We start from the raw sequence: 17022 nt of genomic DNA on the forward strand, positions 1-17022 counted from the left end.
CGTCATCGGACGACCGGGGCGCCTCCCACCCGCGCGTGCGCGTGCAGCGCGGTCAGCCCCGCCCCCACGAGGCCGGCCCGCTCCCCGAGGGCGGCGGCCCGGATCGGGATGCCGCGCGGCCCCGGAAGCGCCTCGGCGCGGAAGGCCCGCCGTGCCGGGCCCAGCAGCAGCGAGCCGAGCCTGGACACGCCGCCCGCGATCACGATCACGTCCGGGTCCAGCAGGTTGGCCGCACCCCCGAGGACCTGTCCCAGCAGAGTCGCCGCGCCGGTGATCACCTGGCAGGCCCGCGGATCTCCTGATCTGGCCAGCGATGCGATCCGCCTCAGCCCGAGCGCCTGCCCGGTCAGCTCCTGGTACGAGCGCTCGATCGCCGGCCCCGACGCGTGCGCCTCGACGTGGCCGGCCGCCCCGCAGGAGCACCTCCGCCCGGCGACGCCCGGGGCGGGCACGTGCCCGATGGCGCCCGCCGTTCCCGAACGGCCCGTCACTGTCACCCCGCCGGACACGAGCGCGCCGCCGATCCCGGTGCCGACGGCCACCACGAGCGCCGTCCGGGCACCTCGCGCCGCGCCTGTCCGGGCCTCGGCCGTGCCTGCCGCGTGGCAGTCGTTGACGACCACCGCCGGCAGCCCGAGCCCCTGCTCGGCGGCGCCTTTCACATCCGTGCCCGCCCAGCCGCTCAGCAGGTCGGTGGCGCTGGCGATGCGGCCGGCCGCGTCGACCACGCCCGCCGTCGCGACGCCGCACGCCAGTACCCGGTCGCCACCGAGGTCGAGGAGCGGGCGGGCACAGTCGAGCACGGCCGCCATGATCGCCTGACCGCCTTCGGCTGCGGGGGTCGCCGTCCGACGCTGCTCGTGCAGCCGCCCCTGAGCGTCCACCAGGCCGACCGCGATCTTGGTCCCGCCGATGTCGACGGCCACGGCGAGCGGAGTCCGGCTCATCTCCGCGTCCCGGGCGGCCCGGAAATGCTCACCGGAGCCGTCATCGGGAGCCTCGCGGCGCCGCCGGGTTCGGCGCGCTCGGCGAGCCCGGCGATGACCCCGGAGTCCCGCGGCGGATGCTCCTCGGGCGCCTGGCAGGAGACGACGAGCCCGCCACCGATCCGGTCCAGCACGGACGGGGCTGGCTGAGCGCCCGTATATGTCATGCCCAATCTCACCAACCTTGTCCAATTTATCCCCAAAAAGGGGAAGATATGCTGCAATTGGTATAGCCCAATTTCGGCGAAGGGGTCAAGGGGAGGTCTCATGCCCGGCGAAGCGGCGCGGCGCCCGGCCAAGTCCGCGCAGCTGCGCGAGCACCTGCATGCACTCCTGCGGGAGCGGCTCGCCCCGCACGACCGGCTGCCCACCGAGCGCAGCCTGGCCGAGGAGTTCGCGCTCAGCCGGCTCACGGTCAGGCGCGTGCTGGACCAGCTGGAGCTGGAAGGGCAGGTCTACCGCGTGCAGGGCTCGGGCACGTTCGCGAGCGAGCCGCGCATCGCCAAGTCCGTCGAGCTGACCTCGTTCAGCGAGGACATGCGCGCCCGCGGGCTGCTCCCGGGCTCGCTCGCCGTCGCCGCCGAGCGCGTGCCCGCCGGGGCGGAGATCGGCTACGCGTTGCGGATCAGCCCGTCGGCCGAGGTGCTGCACGTCCGCCGCGTCCGCACCGCCGACGGCGAGCCGATCTGCCTGGAGAACACCTACCTGCCCTCCGGCCTGGTGCCCGGCGAGCTGCTCGAGGCGCTGCACGGCTCCCTGTACGAGGAGTTGAACAACCGGTACGGCCTCGTGCCGCACCGGGCGGAGCAGACGATCAGCGCGACGGTGCTCGACCAGGACGCCGCACAGGCCCTGCGGGTGCCGCCGTTCTCGCCGGCGTTCCTGGTGCGGCGCACGACCTTCGACGCCCGGGGGCGAGCCATCGAGCGGGCGGAGTCGCACTACAGAGGGGACCGGTACGCCTACCGGCTCACGATCTATCGGGGCTGACCGGCGAACTGCTGGAGCGCCTCCCCGCTCAGCCTGTAGCGGATCCAGTCGTCACACGGCTCCGCGCCCATGGACTTGTAGAAGTTGATCGCCGGCTCGTTCCAGTCGAGCACCGACCACTCGAACCGCGCATACCCGCGCTCGACGCAGATCCGGCCCAGCTCGGCCAGCAGCGCCTTGCCGTGCCCGCCTCCGCGGCGGGTGGGACGCACGTACAGATCTTCCAGGTAGATCCCCTGCGTCCCGGTCCAGGTGGAGAAGCTGAGGAACCACAGCGCGAAGCCGACGACCTCGCCGTCGCTCTCGGCGACATGGGCGAAGACGGACGGGGACTCACCGAACAGGACCTCCCGCAGCTGCTCCTCGGTGAGCTTCACCTCATGCAGGGCCTTCTCGTATTCGGCCAGCTCGCGGACCAGCTCGTTGATCACGGGGACGTCGTCAGGGGTGGCACGGCGAATCATGCGCCACAGGGTAGTCACCCCGGACAGATGCCGGTCACAGGGGACGGCTCACGTCAGCGCGGCCAGGCGCGCGAACCGGCCGCCGGGCCTGGCGAGGAGCTCTGTACGGGGTCCGTGCTCGACGACCCGGCCACCGTCCAGGACGACGACCGTGTCGAAGGAGCGGGCCACGTCCAGCCGATGGCTGATCATCACGGTCGTCATCCCCCGGCGCGCCCGCAGGACGGCGCGGATCACCTCCAGCTCGGTCGGCGAATCGAGTGCGGAGGTCGCCTCGTCCAGGACGAGCACCGGCGCACCGCTCAGCAGCCCCCTGGCCAGGGCGATGCGCTGGCGTTCCCCGCCCGACAGCAGGGCGCCGCGTTCGCCGACCACGGAGTCGTAGCCGTCGGGCAGCTCGGTGACGCGCCGGTGGACGCGGGTGATCTCGCAGGCCCGGACGAGGTCGGCCGGCGAGGCGTCCGGGGCGGCGTACCGGAGGTTGTCGGCGATCGAGCCGTGGAAGAGGAAGGGCTCCTGCGGGACCAGGCAGACCCGGCCGCCCGCAAGCACCGCTCCTTCGGACGGCGGATACAGCGCCGCGAGGAGCCTGCCCAGGGTGGTCTTCCCCGAGCCGCTCGGTCCGGCGATCAGCGTGGCGGAGCCGGCGGGCAGGTCGATGGTGACCTCCCGCAGAGCCCAGTGGGAGGGGCCGTGCGCGACGCCCGCGCCCAGGACCGACACCCTGCCCCGCTCCGATCCGCCGGGCACGGTCGCGGCCCGGGCGGCGGGCAGGTCGAGGTAGTGGAAGACGCGTTCGAACGCCGCCCGCGCCGTCTGGAAGCCGGTGACGAAGTGCAGGATCTGCCAGAGCGGCTGGTAGACCCTGGCCTGCAGCACGGCGAAGGCGACGAGCGCGCCGGGAGTGACGCTCTCGGTCAGCCCGGCCGCGACGTACACCACGTACGGGGTCAGCACGACGAGGAGCTGCCCCGCGCTGAGCACCGACTGGGCCACCAGGCCCGACCGCACGCCGAGGCCCGCCAGCCGGCGGCTCTCGGCGGCGAAGCTCGCGGCGTCGTCGCCGGCCCTGTCGTGCACCCTGGCCAGGGTGACGCCGCCGAGCGAGAGCCGCTCGGCGCTGATGGAGGCCAGCTCGGCGCGGACGTGCTGGCCGGTGGACGCGAGCTCCCGCATGGCCCGGCCGGAGCGGGCGGCGATCCAGAAGGCGACGGGCATCAGCCCGAGCGCGACCGCCGCCAGCGGCGGAGACAGGGTGATCATGGCGCCCAGCGCGAACAGGAGCATCAGCAGGCTCGCGAGCGCGGTCGGGACACCGTCCTTGACGGTCTCCTCGATCCGGTCGGTGTCGTTGACCAGGCGCGACTGGATCTCGCCGCCCCGGGAGGCGGCGAAGAAGCCGAGCGGCATCCGCTGCAGGTGGCGGAACAGGTCGCTGCGCAGCGTGTGGACGATCCGCTCGGCGACCCTGGTGGCCAGCCAGGACTGGGCGAGGTCGACCGCGGCCGCGGCGGCGGCGATGACCGCCGCGAGGAGGGCGACCTGGGCGAGCAGCCGCAGGTCGGTGCCGCCGGCGCCGAACAGGGCGTGGTCGAAGACGAGCCGGGCGAGTAGGGGGAGGGCGACGTGCAGCCCGGAGAAGACCGCGACCAGCAGCACGACCAGGCATGCGACCGGGCGATGCGGCGCGAGCAGGCGGGCGATCCTGCGCCCGGTGCGCGGGACCGGTTCGTTCACGGCTCTCCCCTCACGGTGAGGCCGCGCATGCCGGGCGGTCCCGGCATGCGCGGCGCTGTGCGGCATCAGGCGGCGGCGTAGCCCGCGAGATCGCTGCATCCGACATGCTTGAAACAGTGCGAGATCCTGGCCGCCGCGGCGACCGGCTCGCGCTCGTTGAGACCCTGCAGGTCACGAACGTCGAACGACATGGTGTCCACCTCCTCTCCCCCGTCGAAGTCCTTATCGATCACCACGGTCAGCGGACCGCGGCGAGCTCTGTGGTGGCCGACCGGCCCAGCTCGACGACGTCGTCCAGCATCCAGATCCGGTCGTGGCCGTGGCGCAGGCGCAGCAGGAAGGCGAGCACGCCCGCCGTCCCGCCGAGGTAGCCCGGGACGAACGCGTCGAACGGGTCGGGCACCAGCAGCCGGCCCGACTTCCTGACAGCCCTGGCCGCCAGGCAGCCGGCCAGGTCCCCGGCCCACCGCCGGTAACGTTCCTCGCCGGTGAAGGCGGCCATGTCGAGCAGGAACTCGCCCTCGCCCGGCAGGCCGTGGCAGGCCGCCGCCCCGTGCTTCCACCGGGATCGGTGGACGGCGACGGCCGCCTGCTCGGCGAGCGACAGGGCGGCGGCGTCGCCGGTGACCCGCCAGTAGCGCACCAGGAAGGCGCCGATGCCCGACGAGCCGCTGCACCAGTGCGGGCGGCGCGGCCATGCGGTCGACGGGTCGCCGCGCAGGGTCGGCCACCAGGCGGCGCCGCCGTCGAGGTCGGCGTGCTCGCCCAGCAGGGCGGCCACCTCGTGGACGGCGGGCATCCAGTCGGGCCGGTCCAGCGCCTGGCTCGCGTACAGCAGCGCGGTGGCGATGCCGGCGACGCCGTGCGCGAAGCCGAGATGCTCGGCGAGGTCGGAGTCGGGCGAGGCCCACCTCAGCCCGTCGCCGGTGCGGGAGCCGGCGGCGTAGAGGTTGCCGAACGTGGTCTCCGCCTGCTCGCGCAGGACGGGGTCGCCCGACAGCAGCGCCAGGCGCAGCACCGCCATCCCGCAGCCGGCCAGGCCGTGCGTGATGTCGGGGCTGGGGTGGGCGGTGGGCAGCTCGCGGGCCGCGCGCAGGGCGAACTCGCGCTCGCCGCTCTCGTACAGCGCCCAGAGGGCTCCCGACCTGCCCATGTAGAGCCCGGGAGGCCAGACGGCCTCTGCCGCCAGACGCCGGCGCAGCCATCGCGCGGCGATGGTGGCCTCGGCTCCGGACCGTGGCAGCACCGCCAGGATGCCGGCCGCCCCGTTGCCGGCCGAGCACGGATCCGCGTCGAGGCCCTGGATCCGGTCGTTCCAGGGCGACTGCGCGTCCCGGCCGGGGTCCATCGTCTCGGCGAGCCAGGCGAGGCCGTCGCCGATGAGCTCGTCGAGCCGGTCCGGACCGGCGGGCGGGGGGACGTGCCCCGCCTCGGGCGGCCGGTCGAGGAATCGGGCGCACCTGTCGAGCGGCCACCGCTCGTCCGGCTCGGCCAGCAGGCCCTCGATGAGGGGGCGCAGCAGGGCCAGGGTCGGATTGGCCCGGCACACGGCGCGGACGTGCTCGGCGACGCGTGCCGGGGCTGCGCCCTCCATCAGCCCCGGGCTGGAGCCGGTCGCGAGGAAGTAGAGCATCGCGCCGAGACCGTAGAGGTCGGCGGAGCGCGGCGGGGCCGCACGCAGCGTTCCGCGGTGCGGCACCAGCTCGGGCGCCATGAACCCGGGCGTCCCGCCGATCATCGCGGTGTCGCCAGGCAGCGCGGCGAACTCCAGGTCGATCAGCCGGAGATCGCCGCCGGGCAGGACCATCACGTTGTCCGGCGACATGTCGACCAGCACCAGGCCGCGGTCGTGCACGGTCATGAGCTTGCGCACCAGCCGGCGGGCGACGGGCAGCACGTCGGCCGCCGCGCCGCCGAACCCGTCCCCGCCCAGCGGCGCGGCGACGGACTCCGACCACCTCCGCAGGGTGGTGCCGGGCACCAGCTCCTGGACCAGGAAGGCGTGCCCGCCCTGCTCGAACAGGCCCACCACGGCCGGCACCGAGTCGGTGCCGGCCAGCGACTCCAGCCGGTGGTGCTCGGCGGCGAGCTTGACGCGGGCGTCGGCGCCGCTCAGGTCGGAGCAGGCGTGCGGGCGGCCTTCCTTGACGATGACCTCCCGGGCGGAGACGGTGTCCAGGGCCAGGTAGACGCCGCCGCGGTTGCCGTGCCGGATGGCCTCGCGGACCACGTACCGGTCGTCCAGCAGGACGGCCTGCGGCCGCGACGCGGCAGGGGGTTCGGGCGGCGGGTCGAAGGGAGAGGCGGCGAAGGGCGGCGGCGCGTATCTCGGCGGCCGCTCGTCGCGGACCGGCTCCCCTTCGGGGGTGCGCAGCCCGATGTCGTAGAACCCCTCCTCGCCCAGCGTCCGGACCCCGGTGAACGCGCCGTACCGGTAGTGGACGACGCCGCCGGGCCGGTAGGCGCGGTCGGACAGCACGGCGGGGCCGGGCAGCCCCCGCGTGGCCTCGTCGAGCAGGGCCGCCAGCCGCACGGACTCGGCGTCGCCCGTCGGGTAGGCGGCGATGAACTTGCCCGCCTGGGCGCGGTCGCTGTGCGGGCTGAGCAGTTCCCAGTAGTCGTCGAGCGTCGCCGGGTACTTGAAGGCGCAGCCCTGCCGGACCAGCACCCGGGCCACCCTGGACAGCACGAGGGGAGCCGACAGCATGGTCGCCGAGACGTGCAGCTTCCAGCCCTGCACCGGCATCGGATAGCCGTCGGGCACGGCCAGCCGCCAGAAGCCGCGGTCCTCTACCCGCCAGCCGCGAGCGAGCTCGGCGGCCACGATGGCGGACAGGATCGTGGGATCCCGGTCGGTCATGGCGTTCCCCTCGTCTGGTCGGCGCTTGTTCGCCATGCCCATGAAAGCGACCGGCCGTGGCCCCCGGCCAGCGCCACTTCCACCGCTGAATTCCGGTGGAGTGGCCTCCCATCACCACTGAATCGGCATAAATACACATTCCTCTGGGCGCTGTCCCGTGTAACGATGCGCAGGCGTGGGCGCGCTGGGGGCGGGGCTGGCAAGGGGATGCACACACGGGGATCAGCCGCCGTGCCGAAAACGTTTCCAGCCGAAGGGTGGGGCAGTGGTGGGCGTGGCACAGGAGTTGGGGGCGCGCCCGGCTCCGAGCGAGGACGTCAGGTTCGCGCTCGTGGCGGGCGAGCGGGCGCTGTTCGCGGACGGCGACCTGAGAGCCGCCAGAAGGTGGTTCGAGACGGCCTACCGGCAGGCGGAGCCCAGCGGCGACGCCGAAGCGCTGGCGCGGGCGGCGCTGGGCCTGAGCGGCATCTGGGTGCACGAGCATCGCACCAGCGCGAAGTGGACGATGGTGCGCGAGCGGCAGCGCAGGGCGCTCGGCCCGCTGGATCCGCGCTCACCGCTGGCGTTCCGGCTGCGCGCCAGGCTGGCCGGCGAGGAGGACTACCGCGCCGGCGAGCACGGCCGGATCCTGGTCGTGCTCGGGCAGGCCAGGGCCGCCGGTGATCCGGTCGCGCTGGCGGAGGCGCTCAGCCTGGCCCATCACTGCCTGCTGGGCCCGGAGCACGCCGAGCTGCGGCTGCCGCTGGCCGAGGAGCTGATCGGCGTGGCGGCTCTCACGGGCCGCCGCAGCGATCTGCTGATGGGGCTGATGTGGCGTGCCGTCGACCTGTTCAAGGCCGCCGACCCGCACGCCGAGCGCAGCTTCGAGGAGCTGCAGGGACTCCTGGCGGAGGACCACCTGGCGGTCGGGTTCGTGGCGGGCGCCATCGAGGTCATGCTGAGCACCCGCGCCGGCCGGTTCGAGGAGGCGGAGGCGCTGGCGGGGGCCTGCGCGCAGCGCGGCACCGTGGCGGGCGACGTCGACGCCACAGGCTGGTACGGCGGGCAGCTGGGCGCCATCCGCTGGTATCAGGGGCGCATCGCCGAGCTGCGGCCGTCGCTGGTGGAGCTGGCCTCCTCCCCCACGCTCAGCGCCGTGGACAACTCCCAGCTCGCGGGCCTGGCCGTGGCCTCCGCCACCGCGGGCGACCACCGCGCGGCGGCGGGCCTGCTGGCCCGGTTGCGCGGCCGGGACCTGGCGCACCTGCCGCGCTCCAGCAGCTGGCTGGCCACGATGTACGGCATCGTGGAGGCGGCCTATCTGCTGCGCGACGCCGGCACCGCGGCTCGCGCGCACGCGCTGCTCGCCCCGTTCGCCGGGTTGCCGGTGGTCGCGGGGCTCGGCGTCACCTGCTTCGGCTCCGTGCGGCACTCGCTGGGCACGGCCATGCTCGCCGTCGGCGACCTGGACCGGGCCGTCGAGCATCTGCGGGGGGCGGTGCACGACAACCTCGCCCTGGGCCACTGGCCGGCCGCGGTGCTGTCGCGGCACCGGCTCGCGCGGGCGCTGGCGCTGCGCGACGGCCCGCGCGACGAGGCGGCGCGCGAGGAAGCGGCCGCCGCGGCGCGGGAGGCGAAGGAGCTCGGCATGACGCTGCCCGCCGAGGCGGGCGCGGCGGACCGGGCCGGCGGCGCGCCCGCGCGGCTCCTCCGGCACGGCAAGCAGTGGCTGCTGGAGTGGGGCGGGCGCAGCGTGCTCGTCGCTGACAGCGTGGGGACGCGTCACCTGGCCGTCCTGATCGCCAACCCGGGCCGCGAGATCCCGGCCACCGACCTGGCCGCCGGCACCCGGGCGCCGGAGTCCGCGACCGCCTCGCCGCAGCCGCTGCTGGACGCCGCCGCCAGGGACGCCTACAAGCAGCGGCTGACGCACCTGCAGGCGGAGATCGACGAGCTGGAGTCGATGAACGACATGGCGCGAGCCGCCGCGCTGCGCCTGGAGCACGAATGGCTGGTGGCCGAGCTGGCCTCCGCCACCGGCATCAACGGCCGGACACGAGCGTTCACCGGCAGCCAGGAGCGCGCCAGGATCGCCGTGGGCAAGGCCATCAGGCGGGCCGTGTCGCGGGTCGCCGAGGCCGATCCGGCGATCGGCGAGGAGCTGCGCGTCACCGTGCACACCGGCCTGCGCTGCAGCTACCTCCCCCGCTGACCGGTGGAACCGGGTGGAACGCGGTGGAACGGGATGTCACGCCTTACAAGGGGGGCTCACCCGAGTTTGCAGGGGAGATGTATGCGCAACCCGCGAAGGCTCAGCGTCCCGATCCATCTGGAAAGGGACCTGCCCGAACCGTTGCACCACCAGCTCGCCGCCCAGTTGAGGCAGGCGATCGTCACCGGCCGGCTCGCCGCCGGCACCCGCATGCCGTCGACCAGGACCCTGGCCGAGGTGCTGCGGATCTCCCGCGGGGTCGCGCTCGCGGCGTACGAGATCCTCCTGGGTGAGGGTCACGTGGTGGGCCGGCACGGCTCGGGCACCTACGTGGCGCGGCGGGAGGAGAACCGCGCCCGGCGCCGGCCTCCCGCCGAGGCCGGTCTCACTACCGTCGACCTGACGCCGGACCGCCCGAACCCGCAGGCGTTCCCGCTCATCGCGTGGCGCTCGGCCTGGCGGCGGGCCAGCCACCACGCGCCTCCGGACGACGAGCTGCCTCCGCTCGGCCTGCCGGAGCTGCGACGCGAGATCACCGCGTACCTGCGGGAGTCACGCGGCCTCGTCCTCGACGACCACGAGGTCGTCATCACGGCCGGCCACGAGCACGCGCTCGGGCTGCTGCTGCGGGCGACGGGCGAGCCGTCCCCGCTGGTCGCCCTGGAGGACCCCGCGCTCCCGCGCCTGCGCACCGCGCTGAGCAGGCACGCCAGGGTGCTCCCGGTGCCGGTCGACGGCGACGGCGCCCGCGCCGGCCTCGTTCCGGGCGGCTGCGACGCCGTCGTGGTCACGCCGGAGCGGAACAACCCGCTGGGGGCCCGCATGTCGCCGGACCGCCGCCGGGCGCTCGCCGCCTGGGCGTCCGCGACCGGCGGCCTGGTCGTCGAGCCCGCCTTCGACGGCGTCTTCGACACCGCCGCCAACCCGCTCCCCAGCATCCTGTCCCTGAGCGACCCCCGCCGCGCCGCCATGGCGGGCTCGTTCCGCGACATCCTGACGCCCAACCTGCGGGTGGCCTTCGCCGTGGTCCCGCGCCACCTGGCCGAGGCCGTCGAGGCGGGTGTCCCCGCCGCGTCCGGCCAGCCGTCCTTCACCTGCCAGCGGGCGGTGACGGAACTGCTCGCCTCGGGCAGCGTCGCCCGCCACGTCGAGCGGCTGTCGGCCCTGTACGCGACCCGGAGGAAGCTGGTGCGGCAGGCGCTCGGCGGCTACGCGCGCACCCGCCTGCTCGGCACGGACAGCGGCTCGGCGGCGGCGCTCCTCCTGCCGGACCCGGCCGTGGCGGACGCGGTCACGCGGACCCTGCGAGCCAGGCGGATCCAGGTCGCCGACCTCGCGACCTACCATCAGGGCATCCCCCGGCACGGCATCGTGCTCGGCTACGGCCATCTGGACGAGATGACGCTCCGCAGGGCGCTGCACGTGATCGCCCGCACCCTCGACACCCACGGCCTGCCCCGCAGCGCGGCCGCCTGAGCCCGGACATGCGAAACGCCCTCCGAGTGGATCCCTCGGAGGGCGTTTCGTCTGGTAGCGGGGGAAGGATTTGAACCTACGACCTTCGGGTTATGAGCCCGACGAGCTACCGAACTGCTCTACCCCGCGTCGACTCCTTAACCATAGCGCACTCTCGGACTCCCCCGCCCCGCGAACGGCGCGGCCCGGCTAGACCTGCCGGACGACGTGCAGCAGATACTCCTTGCGGTTGAGCGGGTTGTGGTCCGTCCGCGGCCGGACCGGCGCCTGGCCGCGGACCTCCTGGTAGTGGTCGAAGGCGCTCTCCAGCAGGCCCTCGCCGCGGGTCAGCGACGGCAGCCGCTGCTCCAGCTCGTGCACCCTGGCCGCCGGGATGATCCCTTCCACCAGGAACGACGACTCGCCCGGCGCCGAGGTCCGGGGGACGGCGCCCAGCCGTGCCAGCGCGGGCAGCACCCCGGCGAACACGTCCTCGGGCAGCTCCAGGCGGAAGCGGTGCATCGGCTCGTACACCCTGGTGCCCGCCTGCTTGAGGGCGTCCATCAGCACCAGCGGCGTCAGGTTGCGGAAGTCCCCGGCGGTGCTCGACATGCTCTTGTCGAACACCGCGTGGGCGTGGCTCTGCCGCGGCCAGTAGCCGGTGTGCGTCAGGATGACCGTGCAGTCGGTGACCCGCCATCCGGAGAGCCCCTGGAGCAGGGTCTCCCGCACGGTGTCCTCGACGGCTCTGATGAACGTGTACGGCATCGAACCGAGCTCGACCTCCAGCCTGAAGTCGACGCCGGAGCCGATCGGGGCCGGCTCGACGCGCAGCCCGACCGTGCCGAGGAACGGGTTGGGGTTCTTGGCGATGAACTCGACGGCGGCGCCGGTGCCGATGGGCCGTTCGACGCAGATGGTGGTCGTCTCGCGGAAGGTGACGTCGAGGCCGAACTCGTCGGCCAGCGTCGCCTGGATGACCTCCTTCTGCACCTCTCCGTAGAGGGAGACGGAGGTCTCCTGCCGGATGTCGTCCTGGCGCAGGTCGATCAGCGGGTCCTGCTCGGCGAGTTGGGAGAGCGCGACGTGCAGCGCGCCCCTGTCGGCGGGCCTGGCCGGCACGACGACGGTCTCGAGCGTCGGCGGGGCGAAGTGGCGCCCGGCGGTCCCGGTGCGCGGCAGGCCGAGCTCGTCGCCGATCCGGACGCCGCCGAGCCCCCAGAGCTTGCCGATCCGCCCCGCGGCGACCGAGGAACTGCGCACCGCACCGCCCCGGTCGAAGACGCGGATGGCGGTGATCTTCCCTTCCTCGCCCTCGCGGAACGGCACCAGGTCGCGGACCCCGACCGTGCCGGAGAACATCCGGACGTAGGCGATCTTCTCCCCGGCGGGACCGCGCTCGACCTTGAAGACCGTGCCGGAAGGCGGGGCGCCGGCGTCGCCCGCCGTGGCGGGCAGCAGCTCCCTGATCCCGGCGATCAGCTCGCCGACCCCCGCGCCGGTGATCGCCGAGCCGAAGAAGACCGGGTGCACCAGGGCCCGCCGTGACTGCGCCGCGAGCTCCTCGCGCAGCCTCCGGTAGGAGATGGGCTCCGTGCCGTCCACGTACGCGGCGAGGAGGGTGTCGTCGTGGTCGGCGAGCACGCTCAGCAGGTCGTCGTCCCCGGCGGAGAAGGGCACGTAACGGGCACCGCGGGTGCCGAGGCCGGTGACCGACCCCATCGCGACACCGGCCGGGACGAGCCTGCCGGAGATGCTCCGCAGGACCTGCGCGTACTGCGCGCCACCGCGGTCGATCTTGTTCACGAAGACGAGGGTGGGGATGCGCAGCCGGCGCAGCGCCCGCATGAGCACGCGGGTCTGCGGCTGCACGCCCTCCACGGCGGAGACGACGAGAACGGCGCCGTCGAGCACGTTCAGCACCCGCTCGACCTCGGCGATGAAGTCCGGATGGCCAGGCGTGTCGATCAGGTTGACCGTCACGTCGTCGATGGGGAAGGAGACGACGGCGGACTTGATCGTGATGCCGCGGCGGCGTTCGAGCTCCATGGAGTCGGTCTGGGTGTTGCCCTCGTCGACGCTGCCGATCTCGTCGATGACCCCGGCGGCGTGCAGCAGCCGCTCGGTCAGACTCGTCTTACCGGCGTCGACATGCGCCAGAATTCCCAGGTTGAGCGATTTCACTAAGCGTCATGTCCTCTGAGTGGGTGGTCATTCTCAGCTGGTAAGACATGAACGCTGCTCGCATCGCTACTCCTCGCTCGATCGGTCGTGCTCCGGTAGTGCAGCAGACGGACTCCCGCCGGGACAACCGGTTTTCCGGCGTCGACGGCCAAGGGCGCCACCCCTTGGCCGTCGTCCGGTCACCTCAGGGCGTAGGCGCGGGTGACGGTCTGGGTGACGGAGCCGCCGGCCCTGTCGGACGCGGTGACCCGCAACGACACGTACCCGTTGGTCGCGTCCAGCGGCGGGTGCGTCACCGTGGCCCGGAAGCGATCGCCGGCGCGCCCGCTGACCCGCGCGTCCTGCCAGGTGGTCCCGTCGTCGACGGAGTACTCGACGCGGACCTTGTGCACATCCGGCGCCCGCCGGATCGAGGAGTGGGCGCCGGCCCGGACCTCGAAGCCGAACGGCCGCCCGGCCGGGGCCCGGTTCAGCAGGTCGAGCGGCACGTCGTAGGCGAGCAGGATGGCCGGCTGGACGGCGCACGACGGCCCGTAGGAGCAGGCGTGATCGCGGGGTGTGCCCGACGGCGGCGAGGAGGCGAACCGCGAGCTGGTGGTCACCTTGGCGGACAGCTTCCGCCCGCTGGTGTCCACGGCCTCCAGGCGGTATCCGCCCGCCTCGGCGGGGACCGTGAAGGAGCGCGGGTAGCGCCCCTTCACCGGGATCTCCACCTCGCCCGCGAACAGCCTGGGCGCCGACGTGACGGGACTCGGCTCGCTGTGGTGGCGCGGATCGGAGTCCAGCCACTGTTCGGCCGGCACGAACCGGTCTCCGTCCCGGCACATCGAGCACGGCACCACGACCGGATAGCCGTCCGGCACGTCGGCTGCGCCGGAAACCAGGGGCGCCTTGAACCACTGCTCGCTCTGCCGCCGGTCGCGGCCGGTGAAGCGGTCGTAGGAGCTCAGCAGGAGGCTCTCGTTGGTGATCTGGCGCGTCCAGGTCACCCGGTCGTCGAACGGGCCGAAGTATTCGGTGCGGGCGACCGGCATGCGCAGGGCCGAACCGTACGTGATCCGCCCCGGCTCCTCACCGCTCGTGGACTCGCCGTACTCCCAGCCGAAGGTGTCCGGCTGGTCGGCGTGGTAGCCGGAGTCGATCCTGGCGAGGTCCCCGGTGTCGACCTTCGCGGCCTTGGCGGGCACCCGGCCGCGCTCGTCGTAGCGCAGCCGGTAGACGACCTCGGGGCCGGCGTACGGCTCCATCCGGAGCGAGACGGGCCCGCCGCCGAGCGCGGCGAGCAGGTCGCGCCCCTCGTCCGCGCTGAGGCCCAGCGACTGGAAGGACGCGGAGCCGCCCAGCGGCACGCGCGCCTTCCCGCCGTCGACGTCGAGATAGCCGACGAAGCCCGCGGCCCCGCGCCGGGCCGCGGTCCTGGCCGCCTCCTCCATCAGCAGGCTCGCCGTGACGTACGGGGACTCGCCGCCCGCGACGGGCACCGCGGCCAGCGCCAGCTTGCCTGTGACGTCGGTGCCGTCGAAGTCCTGCGGCCTGCCCTGTCCCACGGAGATCACGGGAAGGGTTCTGGGCTGCGTCATGGCGGTGCGCATGGCGTCGACGTCGTAGACGGGGTGGAGGCTGAGCCCGCCCGCCGTGGCCGAGGCCAGCGCGGCGCGCCGGAGGTCCCAGCCGTGCGACAGCCGCAGCTTGCCTGTCTTGACCTTGGCGACCGGGGTGACGTAGAAGTCCTGGCCGACCGCGCCGCCGTACAGGGAGACGGGGTTGTTGCGGTCGGTGAAGGTCCGCACGTACCAGGCGTGGCCGGTGCCCTCGGTGGCCTCGCGGGTGATCGGTTTGATCGGCACGGTCTCGCGGGCGTCCAGGGTGACCGTCCGCTCCCCGTCCAGCCTCACCTGCTCGATCACCCAGCTGTTGCGGTTGCTGATGCGGCTCTCGTTGGCCACGCCGATGATCTCGTAGTCGCCCGCGGGCAGCCACATCTCACCGTCGCCGGAGAAGTCGAGCCGGACGGCGTAGTAGCCGTAGGGGTTGAAGGGATCCTCCGGGCTGTTCGCCCGCTTGAGGGGGATCGCGTAGACCAGCGGCTCGGTGCCCTCCCGGCCGGGGAGGAACTCCTTGGTCCCGTACGAGTTGATCAGCGAGATGCCCAGGCGATGGGTGGCCGGGCCGGTGTAGTAGCTGAACGGCGTGACGAGCCGGAGATCTCCGGCGGCGGCGGTCACCCAGCCGCCGTAGGCGCCGATCGGGCCGGCGGCCGGGTCGACGGTGATATCAACGGTGGCGGCGCCCCTGGCGGGGATCGTGACGCTCCGCGCAGACAGGCTGATCGCCCCGTCGGGCGCGGGCTTGCCGCTCCAGCCGCGGGTGACGAGCTCGACGGCCAGCGTGACGGCCTCGTCGCCGGTGTTGCGGTAGGTGACCTGGCGGGTGGCCCGGTCCTTGCCGAGCACGCGGAAGTCGACGGCGGAACTCGCGATCACCTGCTGGGTGACCGCGCGGGTCACGTTCACCCGGCCGCCGCCCTGCTCGAACCAGTTGTGCTCGGCGTGCCGCTCCGCGGTCGAGACCAGAGCGTCGCGCAGCTCGTCGGCGTCCCAGTCCGGGTGCTGCTGGGCGAGGATGGCCGCGGCTCCGGCCACGTGCGGGGTCGCCATGGAGGTGCCGCTGTTGGCCGTGTAGCGGTCGTTGCCGGGGATCGGCCGGGCGGTGGAGTCCGCCGAGCGCGCGGCGACGATGTCGACGCCGGGGGCGACGATGTTCGGCTTGACGGCCGCGTCGTCGAGCCGCGGTCCCCTGCTGGAGAAGTCGGCCAGTGTGGTCCCGGTGGTCTTGTCCACCGCGCCGACGGCCAGGGCCTGCTCGGCAGCCGCGGGGATGCTCACGGTGAGGGCGTCGCCGGCGTTGCCTGCGGCGGTGACGAACAGCGTGCCGTGCTTCTTCGTGAGCTCGTCGAGCGCCTGGCTCATCGGGTCGGTGCCGTTGCCGCAGCAGCTGCCCAGGCTCATGTTCACCACGTCGGCGCCCTGCTCGGCGGCCCACTCCATGCCGGCGATGGCCCAGGACCAGTCCCCGTTGCCGTTGTCGGCGAGCACCTTGCCGACCAGGAGCGAGGCGCCGGGTGCCACGCCCTTGTAGGCCCCTCCCGACGCGCTGCCGGAGCCCGCGATCGTGGAGGCGACGTGGGTGCCGTGCCCCTGCCGGTCGGTGATGCCCGGTGAGCTGGAGAAGTTCTCGCTGGCGACGATCTTGCCGGCGAAGTCCGGATGCGCGGCGTCGATGCCGGTGTCGAGGACGGCGACCTTGGTCCCCTTGCCGTCGAAGCCGCGCTCCCAGGCGGCGGGCGCCCCGACCAGCGGGACGCTGCTGTCGAGCGACACCTCGATCCGGCGGTCGAGCCAGACCTTGCCGATGCCGCTCGCCGACCTGCCGGCGGCCGGCCTGTCCGCACGCAGCGCGGCCCAGAACTCGCCCGCCTGCCCGGCCTTCACCGTCATGGCGGCGCCGTCGATGCTGTCGAGGGGGCGGACGTTCTCGCTGGCGGGCAGGGCGTCGGCCGCCTTGGTGAGAGCGGAGGCGGTGGGCTCGCCGGTGTAGGTGACGAGCAGCGGGATGGTCTCGGTGCGTTCCTCCCGCGCCAGGGTCTCGACGTCGAACAGCTTCTCGTCGAGGGTGCCGGCGGACACCATGCCCGCCGCGTCCGACGGCAGGACCAGCCATCCGCCGTCCCTGCCGGGAAGCGTGGCGAAGGTGACGGGCGTGCCGTCGGGTCTCGGCGCCTCCTGGATGCCGATGGAGGGGACGCCGTCCTTGGACGGGCGGTACCTGATCACGTCACCGGTGATCAGGGTGATGTTCGTGTCTGCCGACGGCCGGCCGTCGGCCGGGGCGGAGGTCTCCTGGTCGAGCGGGGTGGCGGAGCCCGGGGCGGCGGCCGCGGCCAGCGCGAGGGCGGTGCCGGATAAGACCGCGAGTAGGCGGGAGTGCAGGCGGGGCAAGGTTTCCCTCTCCATCCAGGCGGGAGCCGGCGCTTGTGGCGGGAGCGCTCCCACAGACAAGATCGATTCTTCGGGATCACTTATAGCCTCGATCTACCGGGATCGCCCGCATTTTCCCCACATTGGGGCCGACCAGATCGGTGCTCCTGGCATGGCC

General features: G+C 73.5%; 11 protein-coding genes and 1 tRNA gene. 3 read left to right on the forward strand and 9 right to left on the reverse strand.

Annotation, left to right across the window (positions count from 1 at the left end; translation table 11 throughout):
• Positions 1 to 2: 2 nt before the first annotated feature.
• Together V5E28_RS34995 and V5E28_RS35000 are read right to left on the reverse strand one after the other, a co-directional pair.
• Positions 3 to 947, reverse strand: a complete 945-nt coding sequence (locus V5E28_RS34995) for an ROK family protein (protein ID WP_336213431.1) — start codon at positions 945 to 947, stop codon at positions 3 to 5.
• Entirely contained in the window at positions 944 to 1153 is a 210-nt protein-coding gene (locus V5E28_RS35000) for a hypothetical protein (RefSeq protein ID WP_336213432.1), read from the reverse strand. The genes V5E28_RS34995 and V5E28_RS35000 overlap by 4 nt, the downstream gene beginning before the upstream one ends.
• 100 nt (positions 1154 to 1253) lie before the next feature.
• On the opposite strand from V5E28_RS35000, the gene V5E28_RS35005 reads away from it, so the two are divergent.
• The gene (locus V5E28_RS35005; RefSeq protein ID WP_336213434.1) at positions 1254 to 1976 is read left to right on the forward strand and encodes a GntR family transcriptional regulator; all 723 of its coding nucleotides are present in this window, start codon (positions 1254 to 1256) and stop codon (positions 1974 to 1976) included.
• On the opposite strand, the gene V5E28_RS35010 is transcribed toward V5E28_RS35005, so the two are convergent.
• The 4 genes from V5E28_RS35010 to lanL all read right to left on the reverse strand — a co-directional run bounded on the left by V5E28_RS35010 (position 1964) and on the right by lanL (position 7037).
• Positions 1964 to 2440 carry a GNAT family N-acetyltransferase gene (locus V5E28_RS35010; RefSeq protein ID WP_336213435.1) on the reverse strand — a complete coding sequence of 159 codons (477 nt, stop codon included), beginning with the start codon at positions 2438 to 2440 and terminating at the stop codon, positions 1964 to 1966. The genes V5E28_RS35005 and V5E28_RS35010 overlap by 13 nt on opposite strands.
• Positions 2441 to 2488: 48 nt before the next feature.
• On the reverse strand, positions 2489 to 4177 hold the full coding sequence (locus V5E28_RS35015) for an ABC transporter ATP-binding protein (protein WP_336213437.1): 1689 nt from the start codon (positions 4175 to 4177) through the stop codon (positions 2489 to 2491).
• A 65-nt stretch (positions 4178 to 4242) separates the two neighbouring features.
• Entirely contained in the window at positions 4243 to 4410 is a 168-nt protein-coding gene (locus V5E28_RS35020) for a hypothetical protein (RefSeq protein ID WP_336213439.1), read from the reverse strand.
• A 5-nt stretch (positions 4411 to 4415) separates the two neighbouring features.
• Positions 4416 to 7037, reverse strand: coding sequence for a class IV lanthionine synthetase LanL (lanL, locus tag V5E28_RS35025; protein ID WP_336213440.1), 2622 nt, complete (start codon positions 7035 to 7037; stop codon positions 4416 to 4418).
• Positions 7038 to 7302: 265 nt separating this feature from the next.
• Between lanL and V5E28_RS35030 the strand changes: the two genes are divergently transcribed.
• On the forward strand, positions 7303 to 9228 hold the full coding sequence (locus tag V5E28_RS35030) for a hypothetical protein (RefSeq protein WP_336213442.1): 1926 nt from the start codon (positions 7303 to 7305) through the stop codon (positions 9226 to 9228).
• Between the two features lie 81 nt (positions 9229 to 9309).
• Positions 9310 to 10704 (forward strand): aminotransferase-like domain-containing protein, encoded by a 1395-nt coding sequence (locus V5E28_RS35035; protein ID WP_336213444.1) that lies wholly within the window; start codon positions 9310 to 9312, stop codon positions 10702 to 10704.
• A 52-nt stretch (positions 10705 to 10756) separates the two neighbouring features.
• On the opposite strand, the gene V5E28_RS35040 is transcribed toward V5E28_RS35035, so the two are convergent.
• The 3 genes from V5E28_RS35040 to V5E28_RS35050 all read right to left on the reverse strand — a co-directional run bounded on the left by V5E28_RS35040 (position 10757) and on the right by V5E28_RS35050 (position 16865).
• Positions 10757 to 10833, reverse strand: a tRNA-Met gene (locus tag V5E28_RS35040).
• Positions 10834 to 10893: 60 nt separating this feature from the next.
• A complete protein-coding gene (locus tag V5E28_RS35045) occupies positions 10894 to 12867 on the reverse strand; it encodes a translation factor GTPase family protein (protein WP_336213446.1) in 1974 nt (657 codons plus the stop codon).
• Positions 12868 to 13046: 179 nt separating this feature from the next.
• On the reverse strand, positions 13047 to 16865 hold the full coding sequence (locus V5E28_RS35050; protein ID WP_336213448.1) for a S8 family serine peptidase: 3819 nt from the start codon (positions 16863 to 16865) through the stop codon (positions 13047 to 13049).
• Positions 16866 to 17022: the final 157 nt, after the last annotated feature.

The sequence above is a fragment of the Nonomuraea sp. LPB2021202275-12-8 genome (assembly GCF_037044575.1).
GTDB lineage: Bacteria > Actinomycetota > Actinomycetes > Streptosporangiales > Streptosporangiaceae > Nonomuraea.

Excerpts from the sequence above, each read along its gene's own strand:
- V5E28_RS34995 (WP_336213431.1), bottom strand. The coding sequence starts at position 947 with ATGAGCCGGACTCCGCTCGCCGTGGCCGTCGACATCGGCGGGACCAAG.
- V5E28_RS35000 (WP_336213432.1), bottom strand. The coding sequence starts at position 1,153 with ATGACATATACGGGCGCTCAGCCAGCCCCGTCCGTGCTGGACCGGATC.
- V5E28_RS35005 (WP_336213434.1), top strand. The coding sequence starts at position 1,254 with ATGCCCGGCGAAGCGGCGCGGCGCCCGGCCAAGTCCGCGCAGCTGCGC.
- V5E28_RS35010 (WP_336213435.1), bottom strand. The coding sequence starts at position 2,440 with ATGATTCGCCGTGCCACCCCTGACGACGTCCCCGTGATCAACGAGCTG.
- lanL (WP_336213440.1), bottom strand. The coding sequence starts at position 7,037 with ATGACCGACCGGGATCCCACGATCCTGTCCGCCATCGTGGCCGCCGAG.
- V5E28_RS35035 (WP_336213444.1), top strand. The coding sequence starts at position 9,310 with ATGCGCAACCCGCGAAGGCTCAGCGTCCCGATCCATCTGGAAAGGGAC.